The sequence below is a fragment of the Sphingopyxis sp. PAMC25046 genome, assembly GCF_004795895.1.
GTDB lineage: Bacteria > Pseudomonadota > Alphaproteobacteria > Sphingomonadales > Sphingomonadaceae > Sphingopyxis.
Window position 1 is genome coordinate 4,456,126 of the sequence record NZ_CP039250.1, and the last position, 19,404, is coordinate 4,475,529.

The following is a 19,404-nucleotide window of genomic DNA, read 5'->3' on the forward strand; positions in this document are numbered from 1 at the left end:
TTGCCGAACCGGGCGCGAAAGGCCCATAGCGCGGAGCATGATGATCGAACCCCGATATTTCGAAGCGCGCGACGGCGTGCGGCTGGCTTGGCGCGAGACGGGCGAAGGTCGGCCGCTGATTTTGCTGCACGGTCTGTTTTCGAGCGGCGAGGTCAACTGGATCAAGTTCGGCACCGCGGCGCGCATCGCCCGCGACGGATACCGCGTGATCATGCCCGACCTGCGCGTCCACGGATCGAGCGATGCACCGCACGAGGAGGAATTCTATCCGCCCGACGTGCTGGTTCACGATCTGCAAGATATGGTAGCGCATCTGGGCTTTGCCGACTTCGATCTCGGCGGCTTTTCGCTCGGCGCGCGGACGAGCGCGCGCGCGGTTGTCGCCGGGATGAAACCGTGCCGTTTGATTCTTGGCGGCATGGGATTGGCGGGGCTCGCTGGCTGGCAGCGGCGCGGGCGCTTCTTCAAGCGCGTGATCGCTGAATATGAGACGGCGAAACGCGGCGACGATACATGGCTTTCGGTTCAATTCATGAAGACGATGAAGGTCGACCGCATCGCGGCGGGGCATCTGCTCGACAGCTTCACCGATACCACGCCCGAGATGCTCGCGGCGCTGGCGATGCCGACCCTCGTCGTTTGCGGCGAGCGCGATCAGGACAATGGATCGGCCGAGGAGCTGGTGGCGGCATTGCCCGACGCGCGGCTTGCGACAATTCCGGGGACGCATATGTCGAGCGTGACGGAGCCCGAGCTGGGCGAAGCGATCGCCGCCTTTCTCGCGACTTGACCGGACTCGCGCCGGGCGCTTAGCTGTTCGCATGCGCCAGAGAGCGCTGCGATAACATTCCAGAGGACGCACCCCATGAAAGCCATGATTTCGACGCTGTCGCTTGCCCTGTCGCTCGCGGTGGCGACCCCCGCTTTTGCGCAAACCGCACCCGCCGCGGTCCCTACCGCGGCGGACGCCGATGCCTTCATCGCCGGGGTAGAGAAGGACCTGTTCGACTATACGGTCGAGGCGAGCCAGGTGAACTGGGTCAATTCGACCTATATCACCGAGGATACCGACGCGATGGCGGCGCGGATCAACGCGGTCGGCACCGAAAAGTCGGTGAAATATGCGCTCGAGGCCGCGAAATATATGAATGTCGCGGGGCTCAGCCCCGACACCAGGCGCAAGCTCGACATCCTGCGCACCGGCATCGTGCTGCCCGCGCCGACGACGCCGGGTGCAGCGACCGAGCTCAACACGATCGCAACCGACCTGCAGTCGCAATATGGCAAGGGTCGCGGTACGCTGAACGGCAAGGAAATCTCGGGGTCGGATATCGAGGCCGAGATGGGCAATCTCGAGAACACGCCGGCGCAATTCGCCGAAATGTGGACGAGCTGGCACGACAAGGTCGGCGCGCCGATGAAGGACGATTATGCCCGCATGGTCGGCATCGCGAACGAGGGCGCGAAGGAGCTGGGTTTCACCGACACCGGCGCGATGTGGCGTTCGGGTTATGACATGCCGCCCGAAGAATTCGCCAAGCTGACCGAAAAGATCTGGCAGGACATGAAGCCGCTGTACGTGGCGCTCCACACCTATGTCCGCTGGAAGCTCAACGAGAAATATGGCGACGCGGTGCAGCCCAAGACCGGCCCGATCCGCGCCGACCTGCTCGGTAACATGTGGGCGCAGGAATGGGGCAATATCTATCCGTTGGTCGCGCCTGCTGGCACCGGCGACCTCGGCTATGACATCGGCGACCTCCTGACCGCACAGGGCAAGACCCCGCTCGACATGGTCAAGGCGGGCGAGAATTTCTATTCGTCGCTCGGGATGGCGCCGCTGCCCGAAACCTTCTGGAAGCGCAGTCAGTTCCTGAAACCCGCCGACCGCGAGGTCGTCTGCCACGCGTCGGCGTGGGATATCGACAATAAGGACGATATCCGCATCAAGATGTGCATCAAGGTGAACGCTGACGACTTCATCACCATCCACCACGAACTAGGCCACAATTATTACCAGCGGGCCTATAACAAGCAGCCCTTCCTCTACCTCAACGGCGCGAACGACGGCTTCCATGAGGCGATCGGCGATTTCGTCGCGCTGTCGATCACGCCGCAATATCTTGTCGACATCGGGCTGCTCGACAAGGCGAAGGTGCCGAGCGCCGACAAGGATATCGGCCTGCTGCTGCGGCAGGCGATGGACAAGGTCGCCTTTCTGCCCTTCGGCTTGCTCGTCGACCGCTGGCGCTGGGGCGTCTTCGACGGGTCGATCCAGCCCGCCGGCTACAACAAGGCCTGGACCGATCTGCGCAAGGAATATCAGGGCATCACGCCACCGAGCGAGCGGCCGGCGAACGCGTTCGACGCGGGTGCGAAATTCCACATTCCCGGCAATACGCCCTACACCCGCTATTTCCTCGCGCGGGTGCTGCAGTTCCAATTCTATCAGGCGGCGTGCAAGCAGGCGGGCTGGAAGGGGCCGCTCCACCGCTGTTCCTTCTATGGCAACAAAGAGGTCGGCGCGAAGCTGAACGCGATGCTCGAAATGGGCGCGTCGAAGCCGTGGCCCGACGCGCTCGAAGCCTTTACCGGCAACCGCGAAATGTCGGGCAAGGCGATGGCCGATTATTTCGCGCCGCTGAAGAAATGGCTCGACGAACAGAATAGGGGCAAGCCGCAGGGGTGGTGATCGCGGTTGCGGCGATTTGACAAGGGCCGGGGAGGTGACTCCCCGGCCTTTTTATGCGCGAGCGCAATTATCGGCTTTGGGGTGGGAAGAGGCCATTCCCAACCTTCGTCATTCCCGCGAAAGCAGGAACCTAGAGCGTGCGTCGGCTGACCCCACTCTGGGTTCCTGCTTTCGCGGGAATGACGAAGTTATGAGATACTCAACGGCCGATACAGGCCGTTCCCCGTCACCGCCCCGCATCACTCCGCCTCGATCGACTGCTTGAAGCGCGCCAGCCGGGCGCTTGCTGCTGCGGCGTGCGGGCCGATCCAGCGGTCGTGGATGTCCTGGATCGGTATCGCGTTGAGATGGTTCCAGCGCTCGCGGCCGCGGCGCTCGGCGATCACCAGCCCCGCATCCTCCAGCACCTTCAGATGTTGCATCACCGTGCAGCGGTCGATGTCGGCGAAATGGCCGCACAGCGCCCCCGTCGTTAGCGGCTGGTCCTTCAGATCGTCGAGAATCTGGCGCCGGATCGGCGACGCGAGCGCCTTGAACGTCGCGTCGAACTGGTCATGAATTGACATGTTATATTTTTATAACATAAAAGGATGCGACTCAAGCGGAGAATCGACATGGAACTGAAATTCAGGGTCGCGGCGCGGATCGCGAAGCCCGTGCACGAGGTGTTCGAGGCGGTCGCGGATCCCGCGAAGCTGTCGAACTATTTTACCACGGGCGGTGCAGAGGGGCGGCTCGAGGCCGGCGCGACGGTGACGTGGGACTTCCATGACTTTCCGGGTGCCTTCCCGGTCTGGGTGATCGAGGTCGTGCCCGATGAGAAGATCGTCCTCGAATGGCAGGCGAGCGAAGGCGAGGCGCACAACGTCGAGGGCAGCGAACCGAAGGACGCCGACTATCGCACGCGCGTGACGATGAACTTCAGGGGGCTCGACGACGGCCGCACGCTGGTCGAAATCGCCGAGGAGGGATGGCGCGAGAATCAGGGCGCGCTCAGCGCCTCCTATGGCAATTGCCAGGGCTGGTCGCAGATGCTCTGTGCGCTGAAGGCGTGGCTGGAACATGGCATCAATTTACGCGAGGGGATGTACAAATAATTCGGCAATCCCCGGTGCCGTGGTGCGATATTCGAAGCATGGCGGGCGGACGTAAAATGTCCGGACGCGGCGGGTAGCGAATGTTGGCGCCGTCGGCTTTCCATCCCAGAGCAGACATCCGGGCCGTATAGCCGGCAGGGGCGAAGGAAAAATGGGCGCCGCGGCGGGCGCCCCTTCTCCCCCTTTTGTCGTCGGATCAGAATTTGACCGTGCCGGTGACGAAGACCTGGCGCGGGTTGCCGTAGAAGGCGGTCAGCGTGCCTTCGGTGCCGAGCGCCGATGTCGGCGCTCCGGTCACGGGGTCGAAATTGACGAACGTATATCCCGACGTCTTATATTCCTTGTCGGTCAGATTTTTGCCGAACAGGCCGAGGCTCCAGCGGTCGTCGGGCGCGGTGTAGACGATGCTCGCGTCCCATAGCGCGAAGCCTTTCTGGTCGATATAGGGATTGGGGATTTCGAACTGATAGGTCTTGCTGCGGTACGACAGCGTCGTCCCGAAACTGATGTCGCCGTCGCCGATCGGGGCCGAATAGGCGAGGTTGGCGCTCGCGGTCCATTTCGGCGTGTTCTGCACCTCGCGGAAGTCGGCGACATCGGTGGGCACGCCGCCGACGTTGGTAATATATTCCTTATATTCGGCGTCGATATAGCCGAGCGCGGTCGATAGCGTCAGCCGGTCGCCGACCGCAGCCATATCTTCGCCGAGCCGCGCGCGGCCTTCGAATTCGAGCCCCTTGAAGGTCGCCTTGCCGGCGTTCGAGACGACGCCGCAGAAGGAAGGAATGGGAACAGGAGGCGTACCGGCAAGGATTGTGCACGCGACAGAACCCGGGATCTGGACGTCGGAATAATCGGCGTAGAAGGCGGCGAGCGCGACATTGACTGCGCCGTCCATCAGGCTGCCCTTGTAACCGACTTCATAGCTGTCGACCTGTTCGGGAAGGAAGCTGAGGAAGGAAGCGACTTCGGCGTCGGTCGGGCTGCCGGGAATTGCTGCGGGCGCGTTGACGCCGACGCCGCGCGGGTCGAAGCCGCCGCCCTTGAAGCCTTGCGAATAGCTTGCATAGAGCGTGTGATCGGGGGTCGGTTTGAACGACAGCGAAGCGCGGGGGGTGAATTTCTTGAAGTTCCGGCTGCCCTCGAAATTGGTGCTGGGCGCGCCGAAGGGCACGCCGGCGCCACCGAATACGGGTGATCCACCGCCGAGATAATTCTGGCGCAGGATCGAGGCTTCACGTTTGTCCCAGGTATAGCGGCCGCCGACCGACAGGCTGAGCCGGTCGGTGAAATCGAAGGTAGCATCGCCGAACACCGCGAAGGTCGTGGTGTCGACGTCGGCCTCGGTGAAGGCGGTCAGCCCGGCGAAAGTGTTGAAGATGCGCACGTCGAACAAAGTGTCGGCGGTCGCGTCGAGATAATAGAAGCCGAGAAGACCCTTCAGCCGGTCGCCTTCGTAGAGCAGCTGGAATTCCTGGCTGATCTGTTCGTTGAAATAGAAGCCGGGGACGTCGACGTCGACCGCGGGAAGCGCGTCGAAGTCGATCGGGGTCGCCGAGCGGTCCTTGCGCCACGCGCTGATCGATCGCAGCGTCACCGTGTCGCTGAGTTCGGCGGTGACGTTCATCGCAAGACCATAGGCCTCGATATCCTGCTTCGGATCGTTGAGACCGCCGCGCGAATCGAAGACGTCGTCGAGGACGGGGGCGCTCGTCGCGAGCGAGGGGATCAGGCGATGGCCGCCGCGCGGATCGCTCTTGTCCTTCGAATAATCGCCCGTGATGCGGATGAGCACGGGGGCGTCATAGCCGCCGAGCTCGACGGTGCCGCGACCCGCCCAGACGTCCTTGTTGTAATTTTCGAGGCCCGTGGTGAGATTGTCGCCGAAGCCGCCGCGCGACAGGCGCGCGACCGAGCCTCCCACGCGGAGCAGGTCGCCGATAGGCGCGCTCGCGGTGACGACGAGGTCGGCCTGGTCATAGGTGCCGAGCGCGCCCTTGATTTTGAGCGAAAATTCTTGCGGAAGCGGCTTGGTCACATATTTGACCGCGCCGCCGATCGTGTTGCGGCCATAAAGTGTGCCCTGCGGCCCGCGCAGCACTTCGATGCGTTCGACGTCGTAAATGTCGAGAACCGCGGCCTGCGGCCGGTTGAGATAGACGTCGTCGAGATAGATGCCGACGCCCTGTTCGAACCCCGACACCGGGTCCTGCTGGCCGACGCCGCGGATGAAGGCGCTGAGCGTCGAGTTCGACCCGCGCGACACTTCGAGCGTCGTGTTCGGCGTCGTCGCGCCGATGTCGGTGATGTCGATCGCGCCCGCCTTTTCGAGCGCCTCGCCCGAGTAAGCGGTGATCGCGACGGGGACGTCGATCAGCCGTTCGTCGCGGCGGCGTGCCGTCACGATAATCTCGTTATCGCCGGCGTCGGTAACGCCCTCTTCCTGCGCGAAGGCCGGCGGGGCGAAGGCGATCATCGAAAGGGCGCTGGTGGCGAGGACGGCACGGCGCAGCGGGCGGGCGAAAGGACGCATGAAAACTCTCCCATGTGGCGGGCGACCCCTCGCCGCCCGATTTGCTTTTCTTGGGCCGGTGCTTGCCAAGCCGCGCCGCTTCCAATAATGAAACATGAACCAAGTTTCAACTTGGAAACGGACTTCGTCGTTTTTTGCTTGCCAGTGGTGCGGAAATGCCACGATGCAGGCAGAGCCGGACGGAGGGGGAGACGGAAAGGCAGCCATGGATCAGCCGCGGACCGAAACGGGAGAAGGCACGGGCGATGCGCGCGACAAGACGCCGCGCACCGAGCGCGGGCGGCGGACGCTGCGCAAGCTGCTCGACGCCGCGGCGGTCGAATTCGGCGAGCGCGGCTTTCACGAGGCGTCGATCAGTGCGATCACGCGCCGCGCCGGGACCGCGCTCGGCAGCTTCTACACCTATTTCGATTCGAAGGAGGAAATCTTCCAGGCGCTCGTCCGCTATATGAGCGAGCAATTGCGCGACCATGTCACGCCGCTGGTGCAAGCGGCGCCCGACGAGATCAGCGCCGAACGCATCGGGCTCGAATCCTATCTGGGCTTCGTGCGCGAGCATAAGGAGATTTACCGCATCATCGACGAGGCCGAGTTCGTCGATTACGCGAGCTATCGCCGCCACTATGAAACGACCGTCGAGCGCATCCGGCAGCGACTGGAGGCGGGCGCAGGGCGCGGCGAAATCCGCGCCGACATCGGCGAGATCCACGCCTGGGCAATCGGCGGCATGAATGTGTTTCTGGGGATGCGCTACGGCCTGTGGGACACCGAGATCGACATTTCCGAAATTGCCCGGATCGCGAATGACATGCTGGCCAACGGCCTGAAAAAGAAGGATTGAAGGTCCGGCCGCCAATTACAGGGATATGCGATGCCTTACGCTCAATCAGCGCGAATGACTTTTGCCAACATGCTCGGCACGCTTGATCATCTTGTCGGCAAGGCGGTCGATGCCAAGATGCCGGACGATGTGCTTGCCGCAAAACTGACCGAGGATATGTTCCCGCTCGAGCTTCAGTTCCGCGTCGCTTTGAATCAAGTGCTTCTGGCCCTCAATCAAGTGGGTGGTACGGCGGTCCCGCTCGAAGAAACCACATACGCCTCGCTTGCAGAGATTCGTCAGCGGATTGCCGCGGTCCGCGCGCTGGTTGATCAGGCCGACCCTGCCCGATGGGCCGACGCCGAAGCAACGGTCGACCTGACATTGCCAAATGGCGTGCGCTTTGTGATGTCGTCCGAAGAAGATGTTCGCGACTGGATAATGCCGAACTTCTATTTTCACGTGACGATGGCCTATGCCTTGCTGCGCGATGCGGGGCTGGCCATCGGCAAGATGGATTTCATGCCGCATATGGCCCGCCACAAGGTGCCGGCCGCGGACTAGCCGCGGATCCGCTACGCTCCCGTCCCGGTCGCCTGCGACTTCGGGACTCAGCCGCGCGCGATCAGGAAGATCGCATGTTCGGCACGCCAGCTGGCGGCGGCGTCGCTCGCCGGCTTGTCGCCCGACAGGTGCCAGACGCGCTCGACCCCGATGCCCTTGTCGCGGACGAGGTCGCGGAAGTCGCTGACCGTGACATGGTGGATGTTCGGCGTTTCGTACCAGGCGACGGGGAGCAGCCGCGTCACCGGCATCCGCCCGCCCCACAAGAGCGCGAGCCGGATTCGCCAATGCGCGAAATTGGGAAAGCTGACGAAGGCGCGCGGCGCGATGCGCAGCAATTCGTCAACCACGCGGTCGGGGCGCTCGGTTGTCTGCAGCGTCTGCGACAGGATCGCATAATCGAAGGCGTCGTCGGGATAGTCGGCGAGGTCGTGGTTGGCGTCGCCCTGCACCACCGACTGGCCGCGCGCGATCGCCGCGGTAACATTGTCGGGATCGATCTCGAGCCCGCGCGCGTCGACGCCCTTGGCGCGGAGCGCCGCCATCAGTTCGCCGTCGCCGCATCCGACGTCGAGTACGCGCGCGGTCGCGGGAACGGCGTCGGCGATGATCGCCAGATCGGGGCGCAGCTTCATTGTGCGGCCTGCCCGTAAACGTAAGGGAAATGCCGCTGCATGAACGGCGTGCTGTCCTCGATCGCGGTCCAGCCGAGCGCGGCATAAAGGCCGTGGGCGTCGCTTGTTGCGAGCATCCAGCGCCGCAGCCCCTGCAGCTCGGGATGATCGTGCAGCGCGGTCACCATGCGTGCGGCGAGGCCGTGTCCGCGATGCGCCTCGAGCACATAGACGTCGGCGAGGTAAGCGAAGGTCGCGCGGTCGGTAACGACGCGGGCAAAGCCGACCTGCCCGCCGCCGGGCGCGAAGACGCCGACGCAGAGCGACCCGGCGATCGCGCGTTCGACGACCGCGCGCGCGATATTTTCGGCCCAATAGCTTTGCGTCAGAAAGGCGTGGATCGCGTCGACCTGCATGTCGGACGGGTCGAAGGACAGGTGATAGGTTTCACTCATGCCAGACCCGCCCGCAGGGACCCCGCGACGAGCCTGTCGAGCGCGGGCACGTCGAGGAGGAAGCTGTCGTGGCCGAAAGGCGCCGACAGTTCGACGAAGCTCGCCGCGGCGCCGACGCTCTGCAGCGCCTGCACGACGCGGCGCGATTCGGAGGTCGGATAGAGCCAGTCGGTGTCGAAGCTGACGAGCGTGAAGCGCACATCCTTTGCGCCCGCGAAGGCGCCCGCGAGGCGGCCGTCGTGCGGGTCGGCGAGGTCGAAATAGTCCATCGCGCGCGTGATATAGAGATAGGCGTTGGCGTCGAAGCGGTCGGTGAAGGCCAGCCCCTGATGCCTGAGATAGGATTCGACCTGGAAATCGGCATCGAAACCGAAACTCTTGATGTCGCGCGCCTGCAGGCGGCGGCCGAACTTCTCGGTCAGCCCCGCTTCGGACAAATAGGTAATGTGCGCGGCCATGCGCGCGACCGCGAGGCCCTTCGTCGGCGCGCGCGCGCTGCCATAATATTGGCCGTCCTGCCAGTCGGGGTCGGCCATGATCGCCTGCCGTCCGACCTCGTGAAACGCAATATTTTGCGCCGAATGGCGCGCCGCGCTTGCGATGACCAATGCGGATTGGAGGCGCTCGGGATAGGTCGCCGCCCATGCGAGCGTCTGCATCCCGCCCATCGACCCGCCGACGACGGCGTGCAGGCGCGATATGCCGAGATGGTCGAGCAGCATCGCCTGCGCGCGGACCATGTCGGTGATCGTGATGACGGGAAATGCCATGCCGAGCGGCGCGCCGCTCGCCGCGTCGGGGGTTGCGGGGCCGCTCGTCCCCATGCAGCTGCCGAGCACATTGGCGCAGATGACGTGGAAGCGGTCGGTATCGATCGGCTTGCCCGGGCCAACCATGCGCGCCCACCAGCCGGGCTTGCCGGTTCCGGGATGATCGCTCGCGACATATTGGTCGCCGGTGAGCGCGTGGCAGATCAGCACCGCGTTCGACCTGTCGGCGTTGAGCGCGCCATAGCTTTGCCAGGCGATCGTCACCGACGGCAGCACCTGCCCGCTGTCGAGCGGCAGCGGTGCGTCGATCGTCACGCCCTGATGCTGAATCTGGTGGAGAAGGCTCGCCATCGTTCGCGCGGAGCTAAGCGGGTGCGGGGAGCGTGTCAACGTGCTGGACTAGGCGCTGGACTTGGGGCGCACAGCCGCTAAACCGCGCGGCATGACCGACGCGACCGAAACCCTTACGCCCAAGCCGTGGATCAGCGGCATCGCTCCCTATGTTCCCGGCAAGTCGGCCGGCGCCGACGGGCGCCCGCTGATCAAATTGAGCGCGAACGAAAATCCGCTCGGCACCGGCGAGAAGGCGCGCGCGGCGTTTGCCGCGGCGCAGGGCGCGGCCGATGCGCTGTCGCGCTATCCCGATCCCGGCTCTGTCGAGCTGCGCGAGACGATCGCGGCGAAGTTCGGGCTCGATCCGGCGCGGATCATCTGCGGCAACGGGTCGGACGAGCTGCTGCACTTGGCGGCGGGCACCTATGCCGGGGTGGGCGACGAGATTCTCTATGTGCGCTACGGCTTTGCGGTTTACGAAATCGCCGCGCGCCGCGTCGGCGCGGTGCCGGTCGAGGCCGACGACCGCGACTATGCGACCGACGTCGACGCACTGCTCGCCGCCGTGACCGACAAGACCCGCGTCGTCTATCTCGCCAATCCGAACAATCCGACCGGCACGCTCGCGACGCGCGAGGAAGTCCAGCGGCTCTATGCCGGGTTGCCGAAGAATGTCCTGTTCGTGATCGACCAGGCGTATAGCGAATATCTGTCGGAGGCCGAGGACGATGGCGGGCTCGAACTCGCCAAGACGCAGCCGAACGTGTTCATCACGCGCACCTTTTCGAAGATCCACGGGCTCGCCGCCGAGCGCATCGGCTGGGGCTATGCCTCCGCCGAGGTGATTTCGGCGCTGCATCGTATCCGCTTGCCGTTCAACGTGACGCGCGCCGGACAAGCCGCCGCGGTTGCGGCGCTCGGCGATGAGGAATTCGTGGCGCACAGCCGCGAGCATAATGCGACATGGCGCGCCTGGCTGGCGAGCGAGCTCGAAAGCCTCGGCAATCATGGCGTGCGCGTCGTGCCGTCGGCGTGCAATTTCCTGCTCGTGCTGTTCGAGGGCGATGTCAGCGCCGAGACGGTTTATAACCGCCTGATGGACGCGGGCTATATCGTGCGCTGGCTGCCGGGGCAGGGGCTTCCCAATGCGCTGCGCATGACGATCGGCACCGAGGACGAGACGCGCGGGCTCGCGGCCGCGATCCGCGCGGCGCTCAACGGCTGATGCCAAGGGCGCCGAGCGTTGATCGCGTCGCGATCATCGGACTGGGGCTGATCGGCTCGTCGATCGCGCGCGCGATCAGGGAGCGGCTGCCGCGGGTGGCGGTGACCGGCCATGATGCCAGCGACGATGTGCGCGATGTGGCGCGCGCGTTGGGCCTTTGCGACACGATCGTCGATGATCCGCGCGTCGCGGTCGCCGATGCCGACCTCGTCATCCTTGCCGTTCCGGTCGGGCGCATGGCTGATGCGGCCGCGGCGATCGCGCCGGGGCTGAAGGCGGAAGCGATCATTTCGGATGTCGGATCGTCGAAGGCGGGTGTCGCCGAGGCGCTCGCGCAGGCGCTGCCCGATCATATCGTCATTCCGGCGCATCCGGTCGCGGGGACCGAGAATAGCGGGCCGACGGCGGGCTTTGCGAGCCTGTTCGACGGCCGCTGGTGCATCGTCACTCCGAACGCGGGCGCACCGGACGACGCCGTGGCGGCGGTGACGGGCTTCTGGCAGGCGCTCGGCGCGCGCGTCGATACGATGGGCGCCGCGCATCACGACATGGTGCTCGCGGTGACGAGCCATTTGCCGCACCTCATTGCCTACACGATCGTCGGCACCGCGAGCGAGCTCGAAGAGGTCACCGAGAGCGAGGTGATCAAATATTCGGCAGGCGGTTTCCGCGACTTCACGCGCATCGCGGCGAGCGACCCGGTGATGTGGCGCGACGTCTTCCTCGCCAACAAGGATGCGGTGCTCGCAACCCTGCAGCGCTTCAACGAGGATCTGACCGCGCTGCAGCAGGCGATCCGCCGCGGCGACGGCGCGAAGCTCGAGGACTGGTTCACGCGCACGCGCGCGATCCGGCGCTCGATCATCGAGCAGGGGCAGGATGACGCGGCGCCCGATTTCGGGCGGAAACATTGATAACCATCGCCCCCGCGGAGGCGGGGGCCGCCAGCAACCCCGCGCTACCTCGATAGCGGCCCCCGCCTCCGCGGGGGCGACGATCATGATCCCAGCAACGCCTCGGGCGGGTTCAGCGCGTTGATTGCGCGCCAGACGCGCTCCTCGGCCTCCTCGCGTGGAAGGCCGGCGGGGATGGTTTCGCCGACCTTGTAAGTGATCGTCCCCGACCATTTGACCCAGCGGCGCGGCGGATAGGCGATGCCGCTGTTCACCGCGACCGGGATAACGGGCACGCCGAGCAGGCGGTAGATGCCGGCAAAGCCCGAACGCAGCGGCGGCGCGAGCCCATGCGGGATACGCGTTCCTTCGGCGAAGAGCACGAGCGGGCGATCCTTGGTGAGCGCGGCCCTGGCGGCGTTCAGCATCGCGCGCATCGCCTTGCCGCCGCCGTCGCGGTCGACGGGAATCAGCCCGTAGAAATGCGCCGCCTGACCCCAGACGGGGATCGAGAAAAGCTGCTCCTTGGCAAAGACGGCGGGATGTTTGAACAGCATCGGCTGTTCGATCGTCTCGAAGGCCCCTTCGTGCTTGAAGACATAGAGCACGGGGATATCGGGCATTTCGCCCTCGACGACGATCTTTTGACCGAGCACGAAGCGACAGAAGAGGCGATGCGCCTGCGCCCAGATGCGCACGAACCAGATCGTCGCGCGGTGCGAGATGGGCAGCGAGATCACTGCGCCGATCGAGCTGATGCTGCTCATCAGCACGAACAGCAGCCAGAAGAGGATCGAGCGAAAGAGGGCGATGGTGTAGCGCATCGGCGCCCGCTTTAGAGCCCGAGGAGGCCGCCCGCCAGCCCTGCGAGATATTTATGATATTCGCGGAACAGGGTCGCGAAGCTCGGCTGGCTGCGCACCGCGTCGGGCAGGATCGTCACCGTGTCGCCGACCGCGCGGCCGATTTCATATTCGGCGCGGCGCATGTGCCAGTCCGTGGTGACCAGCCGGATGCTCTTGTACTTGCGCCGCTGCGCCCAGGTCGCGACTTCGGTCGCGTTCGAGCGCGTATCCTCGGCCTCGAACCCCAATGCGATGCAGCAGTCGAACAGCGAAACCGGGCGCTTATATTCGGCGGCAAGCTCGCGCGGCTTCACTTCGCGCGCGACGCCGCTGATGAGCAGGCGCTTGGCGTCGCCCGCCTCGAGCCGTTCGAGCGCGCGGTCGATGCGCCCGGGGCCGCCGGTGAGCACGACGATTCCGTCGGTCTTTTGCGCGCCCGCGGGCAGCGGCAACAGCAGCGCAAACCATGCGAAGCCAAGAACCCAGGCCAGGAACAACAGGGAAATCAGGCGCTTGATCATAGAATCTTCTTAAGCGCCGCGAGCAGGGTCTGCCGCGCGGTGAGAGCAGCCAGCGCGATAGCCAATAGCGGCAGCGCCAGCAAGAGCGCCCAGCCCGCGGGACCGAGCGACGCGGTCGCGGCGAGGCCCGCGGTGACGCCCGACCATTGCCAGCCGATCAGTAGCAGGATCGCCGCGGCGACGGTGCTGCCGAGCGCGATACCATAGGCGGTGTCGATCGCGATGCGGCGCTGGAACAGCCGCGTGATCTGGCGGTCGGTCGCGCCGATCATATGGAGCATCTCGATCGTCGCATAATGGGTGCCGAGCGCGGCGCGCGCGGTCATGATCACCACCGCGGCGCTCGCCGCCGCCATGAGCAGCACCATGGCGCCGGCGATCCACGCGAGCGAACGGATGAGCCGCGCGACGGGACCCAGCCATTCCGCGTGCGGGATGATCCGCGCACCCGGCGCCTCGCGCGCGACAAGGGCGCGGAGCGCCTCCATATGGCTGCCACGGTTCCCGCCGACGAAATCGACATCGACGAGTGCGGGCAGAGGCAGCGACTTCAGCACCGGGTCGTCGCCGTCTGCGCTGCCGAACCATTGGCCGAGCGTCGCCTGCAATTCCTCGCGCTCGACCGAACGCGCCGACCGCACGAAGGACTGCGCCGCGGCGGCGCGGCGGAGAGCGGCCGCCTGCTCGGCGCGCGTCACCGGGTTGGCTGTGACGATCTGGACGGTGACGCGCCCCGCGATGGCATCGCCGATCGCGTTCGCCGAGCGCGCGAGGCCGACCCCGGCGGCGGCGGCGAGCAAGGTCAGCATCATCAAAATCGCGACGACCCACGGCGTCGGGCCCGACAGTCGGCGGTCGGGGAGCAGGCGGCGATGCTGGACGGGGACGCGCGGGATGATCATGCCCGGCCCATCATGCGCGGTTCGCCGGCGGATAGCGCAGCGCGCCGGTGGGGTCGGCGAGGCGTCCCCTTTCGAGCCGCATCATCTGCGCATTTTCGATGCGGCTGATCAGGTGGATATCGTGGGTCGCGACGACGACGGTGGTGCCGAGGCGATTGAGCGCCTCGAACAGTCCCAAAAGGCGCATCGCCATATCGGGGTCGACGTTACCCGTCGGCTCGTCGGCGACGAGGAGCTGCGGGCGCGCGATCACCGCGCGCGCGATCGCGACGCGCTGCTGCTCGCCGCCCGACAAGGTCGCGGGGCGCGCGTCGGCGCGGTCGCCGAGCCCGATCCAGCTCAGCATTTCGCCGACCGGGCCCGAAAGATCCTCCTCGCTGACCCCCGCGATGCGCAGTGGCAGCGCGATATTGTCGCGCGCGCTCAGATGCGGGATCAGGCGGAAATCCTGGAAGACGACGCCGATGCGGCGGCGAAAGCCGGGCAGGCGGTGGCGCGGCATCGCGACCAGATCCTCGCCGAACAGGCGGACGATGCCTCGGCTCGGCCGCTGTGCCAGATAGAGCATCTTGAGCAGCGACGTCTTGCCCGCGCCCGATGCGCCGGTGAGGAAATAGAAGCTGCCCGGCTGGAGGTTGAAGCTGATGTCGGAGAGGATTTCGGCATCGGGGCCATAGCGGAGGCCGACGCCGTCGAATTCGACCATCGCGCCGCCGGGGCGCGTCGGGGACGCGTCGGTCATGACGTCGCGCCGCAGCGATCATGCGCCTGCGCGGGGTCTGGGATCGGGTGCGCTGGTCCGCTCATTCGCTTGCCTGTCGCACGGCTATCCACAGAGGACAAGGTGCGAGTGGAACGCGGCGCTTGCAACGCGCGAATCGGCGTGTTTAGAGGGGGGCCATGATCCTTGCCTGCCCGTCCTGCCACACACGCTATGTCGTTCCCGATACGGCGATCGGTCCGACGGGGCGCACAGTGCGCTGCGCCAATTGCCGCCACAGCTGGTTTCAGGAACCCGCCGCACCTGCGGCAACGCCCCCCGCTCCGGCGGTCGAGGCCTCCGCGGCGACGCCAATGCCGGCCGCCGAACCCGCTGCGACAGCTTATCCTGACGTGGCAGAAGCTTCGCCCGCGCCCGCGCCGCCAGCCTTCGCCGCGGCGGAGCCCGCGCCGCGTGTCACGCCCGCCGCTGCCGACGCGCCGCTGCCGTTCCGCCGCCCGCGGCGCAATCCCGCGAAGCGCTGGACGGTGATCGCCGCGACCGCCGCCGTGCTGATGATCGCCGCGACCGCGGGGCTCGCCTATTTCGGCCTGCCGGGCTGGGCGCAGGGGCTCGGCCTGCCGGGCGGCGTCGACGAACCCGACCTGGTGATCGAGCTGCCGCCGAACCAGGATCATCGCGAACTTGCCGACGGAACGATCTATTTCGCCGCGTCGGGGGTGATCATCAACCCGACCGACCGCGAACAGCGCGTGCCGCCGATCCTCGCCGAACTGCGCGATGCGCAGGGCACGATCGTCTATAGCTGGACGATCAAGCCGCCGGTGCGGATGCTGCCGCCAAACGAGAAGGTCAATTTCAGCGAGGCGAAGCTCGACATCCCGCGCCGCGCGACGCAGCTGACCGTGAGCTGGGCTCTACCGAAAGGCTGATATTTCAGGATATTGCCCTGACGTCACGCCGTCATAGCATCAGCGCGGCCGCCAAGGACAGCAAAAAACTGGTCAGCGTCGCGACGATGATCGGCGCGAAGCTGCGCCACCCTTGATCGAGGAGCAGGTGCAGCCGCGCCTTCATCGCGGTGGCGACGATCGCGAGGAGCAGTAGCGCCTGCGCGGCGGTCGCGGCGGCGTCCTGCGCGGGTTCCGGAATCGCGACAAGCGAATTGATCGCGGCGAGGCCGAGGAAGCCGAGGATGAACCAGGGCAGGCGGAGCGGAATGCGCGTGGGGGCGCCGGTTCCGCCGCTGCGGCCGAGCCAGAGCGCGATCAGCATCAGCATCGGGGCGAGCAGCGCGACGCGCGTCAGTTTGACGATCGTCGCGACCTCGCCCGCCGGCTGCGAGAAGGAAAAGCCGCCGCCGATCGCCTGCGCGACGTCGTGGACCGACGCGCCGATCAGGAAGCCCGCCTGCGCGTCGGTAAGGTCGAGCTGCGCCGCGAGTACCGGATAGAGCGTCATCGCCAGCGCGCTCGCGACGGTGATGCCGACGAGGGTGAGCGTGAAGCGCGCCTGATCGATGCGCTTGTCGCCGATCAACGAATAGAGCGCGAGCGCCGCCGACGCGCCGCAGATCGCGGTCGCACCGCCCGCGAGCAGCGCGGCCTGCTTGTCCTGCCGGAACAGCGGCGCGGCGCCGACGGTCATCACGATCACCGCGAGCATGATGATCACGAGCAGCGCGAAGGGCAGCGGCCCCAGCTCGACGAGCTGACCAGCGGTGATCCGCGCGCCGACGAGGACGATGCCGATGCGCAGCGCGGTTTGCGACATCAGGTCGAGTCCCGCGTGGGTACGCTTGTCCTGCGACAGGAATGACAGCGCGAGGCCGATGAGCAGCCCCATCAGCACGATCGGCGCGGCATAATGGTCGGCAAGCCACGCGGCGGCGAGCGCGGCGATGGCGGTGACGAGAAGACCCGGCAGATAGTCACGCCAGCGATGCCGCGCGGGCGGGTTCGCCTCGAGCTGCATCTCGCCGTAAAGGTCCGCGGCCATCGGCCAGCTCGGTTCGGATAGTTTCACCAACGCTCCCGTCCTCTTCGCGGGCACCGCTTCGCATATCCGGGCGCAACGGTCGATAGGCCATTGCTGGCGGGCCAAGGGCTTGCTAGAGGCCGCGCTCTATCAGCACCCGTAGCTCAGCTGGATAGAGCGCTGCCCTCCGAAGGCAGAGGCCAGGGGTTCGAATCCCTTCGGGTGCGCCATTTTTCTTTATATTTCAATAATTTAAACGAATCCCAGCGATGGGCTTGGGAGCTTGGATTTTGCCAAGTAAGCAACTCGTTCGTGAGGCAAGAACGTTACGCGCCGAATCCGTGCTATTGCGGCCGGAATTGAAGGATGCGACGCTCAATAAATCCAATGCTTTAGAAGTTCGGTGAAGGCCTGCGAAGGTCGACCCCTGCCTTCGTCGGGAATTCACCGCAGTACGCCGACAGGCCCAACATGCTCGCTGATTATCTGGAATTGCCCATGGCCCGGATGGCAACTTTGCGCCTCATGTCGGCCATTTCGACGTTATCGGGGTCTGCCCGAAAGCGGTCGTTCGATCGATACACGGAGCAATTGACTTGACGGTTAGTTCGGCGCTGGCGGTTGCAGAGTTATGATGTGGCTTAGCGCCACAAAAAAAGACGCCGAGGTCGCCGCTACATAGATTCTCCGTTGGAAATCCTCTCACTTCCCCACTGATGGCTTCAGTCGCCGGATCATGACGGCCTCGGGGCATCGCCGAGCTCGAGGTGGCAGCAGGGGACGCTGGCTAGGGCGGCGATGTCGGCACCGTTGTAGATTACCCGTCGCATCCGGCACGAGGTAGCTATCGACGCGCTCCTTGCCGTTGGCTGGGGCCGCCAATCCGAGCGAAACTGCCACGGTCGCGGGAATTGCTTTTAATGCCGATGCCACGGAAGGTTCTCCTCAAATTGAGCGCCTCGCGGTCAGGTCCAGCCGCACCAAATTCGCGCCGTCATCTTCTGGCCTGGTTCCATACTCCCGACGTTGGGCGAATCCTGTATTCACGGATTTGATCGGATCAGTCGAACTTATCCTGATGACCGCGACGGACGACTTCCGCCATCGTGGGGGTCAGCTTTCGCATCGCCTCGGCTTTCTTTTCATAGGCATAAGCGTTTGGGACTTCGACCCGGCCGCTTGTCGTTCCGCGCCCAGCACGATACATCGCGGCCGCTTGCACCGCCCCGTCTAGCTCGCCGTGGTCGGCGGCGCGCTTGAACATCTCGAGCGCTTGCGCCTCATTTTTTGTCACGCCGCGCCCGTCGCGCAGTGCATAGCCGGCGGATAGTTCGGCGGGACCATATCCCTTGAGCGCGGCCTTCGCGATATATTCGAAACCGCGCGCGTGATCAGCCGGGAGCTTGCGGCCTGATAGCAGCTCAAATCCGAGGTCGTTTGCTGCGAGCACGCTGCCGTTGGTCACCGCCCGGTCCATATAGAAGATATATTTGTCATAATCGCGCAGCACCGCCCCGCCGCCGTCATTCTTGCCCGTAAAGTAGAGCGATGCCAGCTTGCGGCTGGCAAGATTGTCGCCGCGCCCGGACAATTCGGTCAGTATCTCGATCGCCTTCGCGGTGTTTCGCGGCAGCAGATAGTCGCCCTCCAGCAGCTGCCAGCGGGGTTTTTGCGCGTCGGTAATGCCGATCCCGGACCTCCAGTGATAATGAACACCGGTCAGATATTGCGCGGCGAGCAGGTGCGCTGCCGCGTCGCCCGCACGCAGTCGGACGGGGGTGGCATAGCGTATGGCCTTTGCCAGGACTTCGGTCTTTTCCATGCGATATGCGATGGAGAGTTCGCCGGATTCTTTGTCAAGAAGACCGGCAGCCTCGCGTTTCGTCCGATCAAATTTCAGGTCGCCCTGATCCTCACAGAAACTGCAATAGTTGGGATCGAGGGCAATTCTGAGGAAGCCTGCCGCCGCCTCGCGATTGCCGAGCGCGGCGCCCTTTTCATAATAGGATATTGCTTCGCCGCGATCGCGCGAGCGCCGTTTCATTTTCCAGCTGTAGTCGGGCGATTCCGCAATTTCGCCGACCCGCGCGAACGCCAGCCCGTTGTTCTGCGCCATCGCGAGCGCATAATATTTCAGCATTTGTTGCTGGGTTTTTTCGCGTGCCCAGGGCTCGCCGAGCAAATCGTCGCGAATCCTGTCGGCGAAGGCGACCTGCGCGGACGCATTGCCCGCATCGGCGCGCTCCTTGAGCGCCTGAACATCGGCATCAGCGAACCATTTTTTCACGCGCGCCTCGGATGCCGCCAGCGCCTCCTTGGATTCGGCGGCAAGGCCGTCCACCAGATCGTCGAGACCGCCGCTTTGGGCGAGAGCTGGCGCGGATAGCGCCGCCACCGCGAGGATCAAGGTCAGGGGCCGTGCGGTCGAAATGCAAAACATCT

General features: G+C 65.2%; 19 protein-coding genes and 1 tRNA gene. 9 read left to right on the top strand and 11 right to left on the bottom strand.

The window, feature by feature from the left end; all coding sequences use genetic code 11:
• The first annotated feature begins 37 nt into the window (after positions 1 to 37).
• Both E5675_RS21160 and E5675_RS21165 read left to right on the top strand, forming a co-directional pair.
• The gene (locus E5675_RS21160; protein ID WP_136176223.1) at positions 38 to 790 is read left to right on the top strand and encodes an alpha/beta hydrolase; all 753 of its coding nucleotides are present in this window, start codon (positions 38 to 40) and stop codon (positions 788 to 790) included.
• Positions 791 to 865: 75 nt separating this feature from the next.
• Positions 866 to 2,692, top strand: coding sequence for a M2 family metallopeptidase (locus tag E5675_RS21165; protein WP_136176224.1), 1,827 nt, complete (start codon positions 866 to 868; stop codon positions 2,690 to 2,692).
• A 239-nt stretch (positions 2,693 to 2,931) separates the two neighbouring features.
• On the opposite strand, the gene E5675_RS21170 is transcribed toward E5675_RS21165, so the two are convergent.
• Complete coding sequence (locus tag E5675_RS21170) at positions 2,932 to 3,258, bottom strand: metalloregulator ArsR/SmtB family transcription factor (protein WP_136176225.1); 327 nt, start codon at positions 3,256 to 3,258, stop codon at positions 2,932 to 2,934.
• Positions 3,259 to 3,306: 48 nt separating this feature from the next.
• On the opposite strand from E5675_RS21170, the gene E5675_RS21175 reads away from it, so the two are divergent.
• Entirely contained in the window at positions 3,307 to 3,789 is a 483-nt protein-coding gene (locus E5675_RS21175; RefSeq protein ID WP_136176226.1) for an SRPBCC family protein, read from the top strand.
• Between the two features lie 196 nt (positions 3,790 to 3,985).
• Here the strand turns inward: E5675_RS21175 and E5675_RS21180 are convergent, their stop codons facing one another.
• Entirely contained in the window at positions 3,986 to 6,322 is a 2,337-nt protein-coding gene (locus E5675_RS21180; RefSeq protein ID WP_136176227.1) for a TonB-dependent receptor, read from the bottom strand.
• A gap of 205 nt (positions 6,323 to 6,527) precedes the next feature.
• On the opposite strand from E5675_RS21180, the gene E5675_RS21185 reads away from it, so the two are divergent.
• Together E5675_RS21185 and E5675_RS21190 are read left to right on the top strand one after the other, a co-directional pair.
• The gene (locus E5675_RS21185; protein ID WP_136176228.1) at positions 6,528 to 7,163 is read left to right on the top strand and encodes a TetR/AcrR family transcriptional regulator; all 636 of its coding nucleotides are present in this window, start codon (positions 6,528 to 6,530) and stop codon (positions 7,161 to 7,163) included.
• Positions 7,164 to 7,217: 54 nt separating this feature from the next.
• Complete coding sequence (locus E5675_RS21190) at positions 7,218 to 7,706, top strand: DUF1993 domain-containing protein (protein WP_247594719.1); 489 nt, start codon at positions 7,218 to 7,220, stop codon at positions 7,704 to 7,706.
• Positions 7,707 to 7,753: 47 nt separating this feature from the next.
• Here the strand turns inward: E5675_RS21190 and metW are convergent, their stop codons facing one another.
• From metW to E5675_RS21205, 3 genes are read right to left on the bottom strand one after another with little or no spacing between them, the layout of a single operon-like run.
• Positions 7,754 to 8,341: a methionine biosynthesis protein MetW gene (gene metW / locus E5675_RS21195; protein WP_136176230.1), complete on the bottom strand. Its 588-nt coding sequence runs from the start codon at positions 8,339 to 8,341 to the stop codon at positions 7,754 to 7,756.
• Positions 8,338 to 8,775: a GNAT family N-acetyltransferase gene (locus E5675_RS21200; protein WP_136176231.1), complete on the bottom strand. Its 438-nt coding sequence runs from the start codon at positions 8,773 to 8,775 to the stop codon at positions 8,338 to 8,340. Before E5675_RS21200 ends, metW begins: the two co-directional genes overlap by 4 nt.
• Complete coding sequence (locus tag E5675_RS21205; RefSeq protein ID WP_136176232.1) at positions 8,772 to 9,896, bottom strand: homoserine O-acetyltransferase; 1,125 nt, start codon at positions 9,894 to 9,896, stop codon at positions 8,772 to 8,774. Before E5675_RS21205 ends, E5675_RS21200 begins: the two co-directional genes overlap by 4 nt.
• Before the next feature lie 91 nt (positions 9,897 to 9,987).
• Here E5675_RS21205 and hisC point away from each other — a divergent pair, with 91 nt between their 5' ends.
• Together hisC and E5675_RS21215 are read left to right on the top strand one after the other, a co-directional pair.
• Positions 9,988 to 11,103, top strand: coding sequence for a histidinol-phosphate transaminase (hisC, locus tag E5675_RS21210; protein ID WP_136176233.1), 1,116 nt, complete (start codon positions 9,988 to 9,990; stop codon positions 11,101 to 11,103).
• Entirely contained in the window at positions 11,103 to 12,017 is a 915-nt protein-coding gene (locus E5675_RS21215; RefSeq protein ID WP_136176234.1) for a prephenate/arogenate dehydrogenase family protein, read from the top strand. Before hisC ends, E5675_RS21215 begins: the two co-directional genes overlap by 1 nt.
• Positions 12,018 to 12,100: 83 nt before the next feature.
• Here E5675_RS21215 and E5675_RS21220 read toward each other — a convergent pair whose 3' ends face one another.
• The 4 genes from E5675_RS21220 to ftsE are packed head-to-tail and all read right to left on the bottom strand — an operon-like array spanning position 12,101 to position 15,006.
• The gene (locus tag E5675_RS21220; protein WP_136176235.1) at positions 12,101 to 12,820 is read right to left on the bottom strand and encodes a lysophospholipid acyltransferase family protein; all 720 of its coding nucleotides are present in this window, start codon (positions 12,818 to 12,820) and stop codon (positions 12,101 to 12,103) included.
• Between the two features lie 11 nt (positions 12,821 to 12,831).
• On the bottom strand, positions 12,832 to 13,362 hold the full coding sequence (locus E5675_RS21225; RefSeq protein WP_136176236.1) for a YdcF family protein: 531 nt from the start codon (positions 13,360 to 13,362) through the stop codon (positions 12,832 to 12,834).
• On the bottom strand, positions 13,359 to 14,264 hold the full coding sequence (locus E5675_RS21230; RefSeq protein ID WP_136176237.1) for a cell division protein: 906 nt from the start codon (positions 14,262 to 14,264) through the stop codon (positions 13,359 to 13,361). Before E5675_RS21230 ends, E5675_RS21225 begins: the two co-directional genes overlap by 4 nt.
• 10 nt (positions 14,265 to 14,274) lie before the next feature.
• Entirely contained in the window at positions 14,275 to 15,006 is a 732-nt protein-coding gene (gene ftsE / locus E5675_RS21235) for a cell division ATP-binding protein FtsE (RefSeq protein ID WP_136176238.1), read from the bottom strand.
• A 158-nt stretch (positions 15,007 to 15,164) separates the two neighbouring features.
• Here ftsE and E5675_RS21240 point away from each other — a divergent pair, with 158 nt between their 5' ends.
• On the top strand, positions 15,165 to 15,917 hold the full coding sequence (locus E5675_RS21240) for a zinc-ribbon domain-containing protein (RefSeq protein ID WP_136176239.1): 753 nt from the start codon (positions 15,165 to 15,167) through the stop codon (positions 15,915 to 15,917).
• Positions 15,918 to 15,948: 31 nt separating this feature from the next.
• On the opposite strand, the gene E5675_RS21245 is transcribed toward E5675_RS21240, so the two are convergent.
• Entirely contained in the window at positions 15,949 to 16,983 is a 1,035-nt protein-coding gene (locus E5675_RS21245; protein ID WP_136176615.1) for a putative sulfate exporter family transporter, read from the bottom strand.
• A gap of 132 nt (positions 16,984 to 17,115) precedes the next feature.
• Between E5675_RS21245 and E5675_RS21250 the strand changes: the two genes are divergently transcribed.
• Positions 17,116 to 17,192 (top strand) — tRNA-Arg (locus tag E5675_RS21250).
• Between the two features lie 830 nt (positions 17,193 to 18,022).
• Here the strand turns inward: E5675_RS21250 and E5675_RS21255 are convergent.
• Positions 18,023 to 19,402, bottom strand: a complete 1,380-nt coding sequence (locus E5675_RS21255) for a tetratricopeptide repeat protein (protein ID WP_168707949.1) — start codon at positions 19,400 to 19,402, stop codon at positions 18,023 to 18,025.
• Between the last annotated feature and the right edge of the window lie 2 nt (positions 19,403 to 19,404).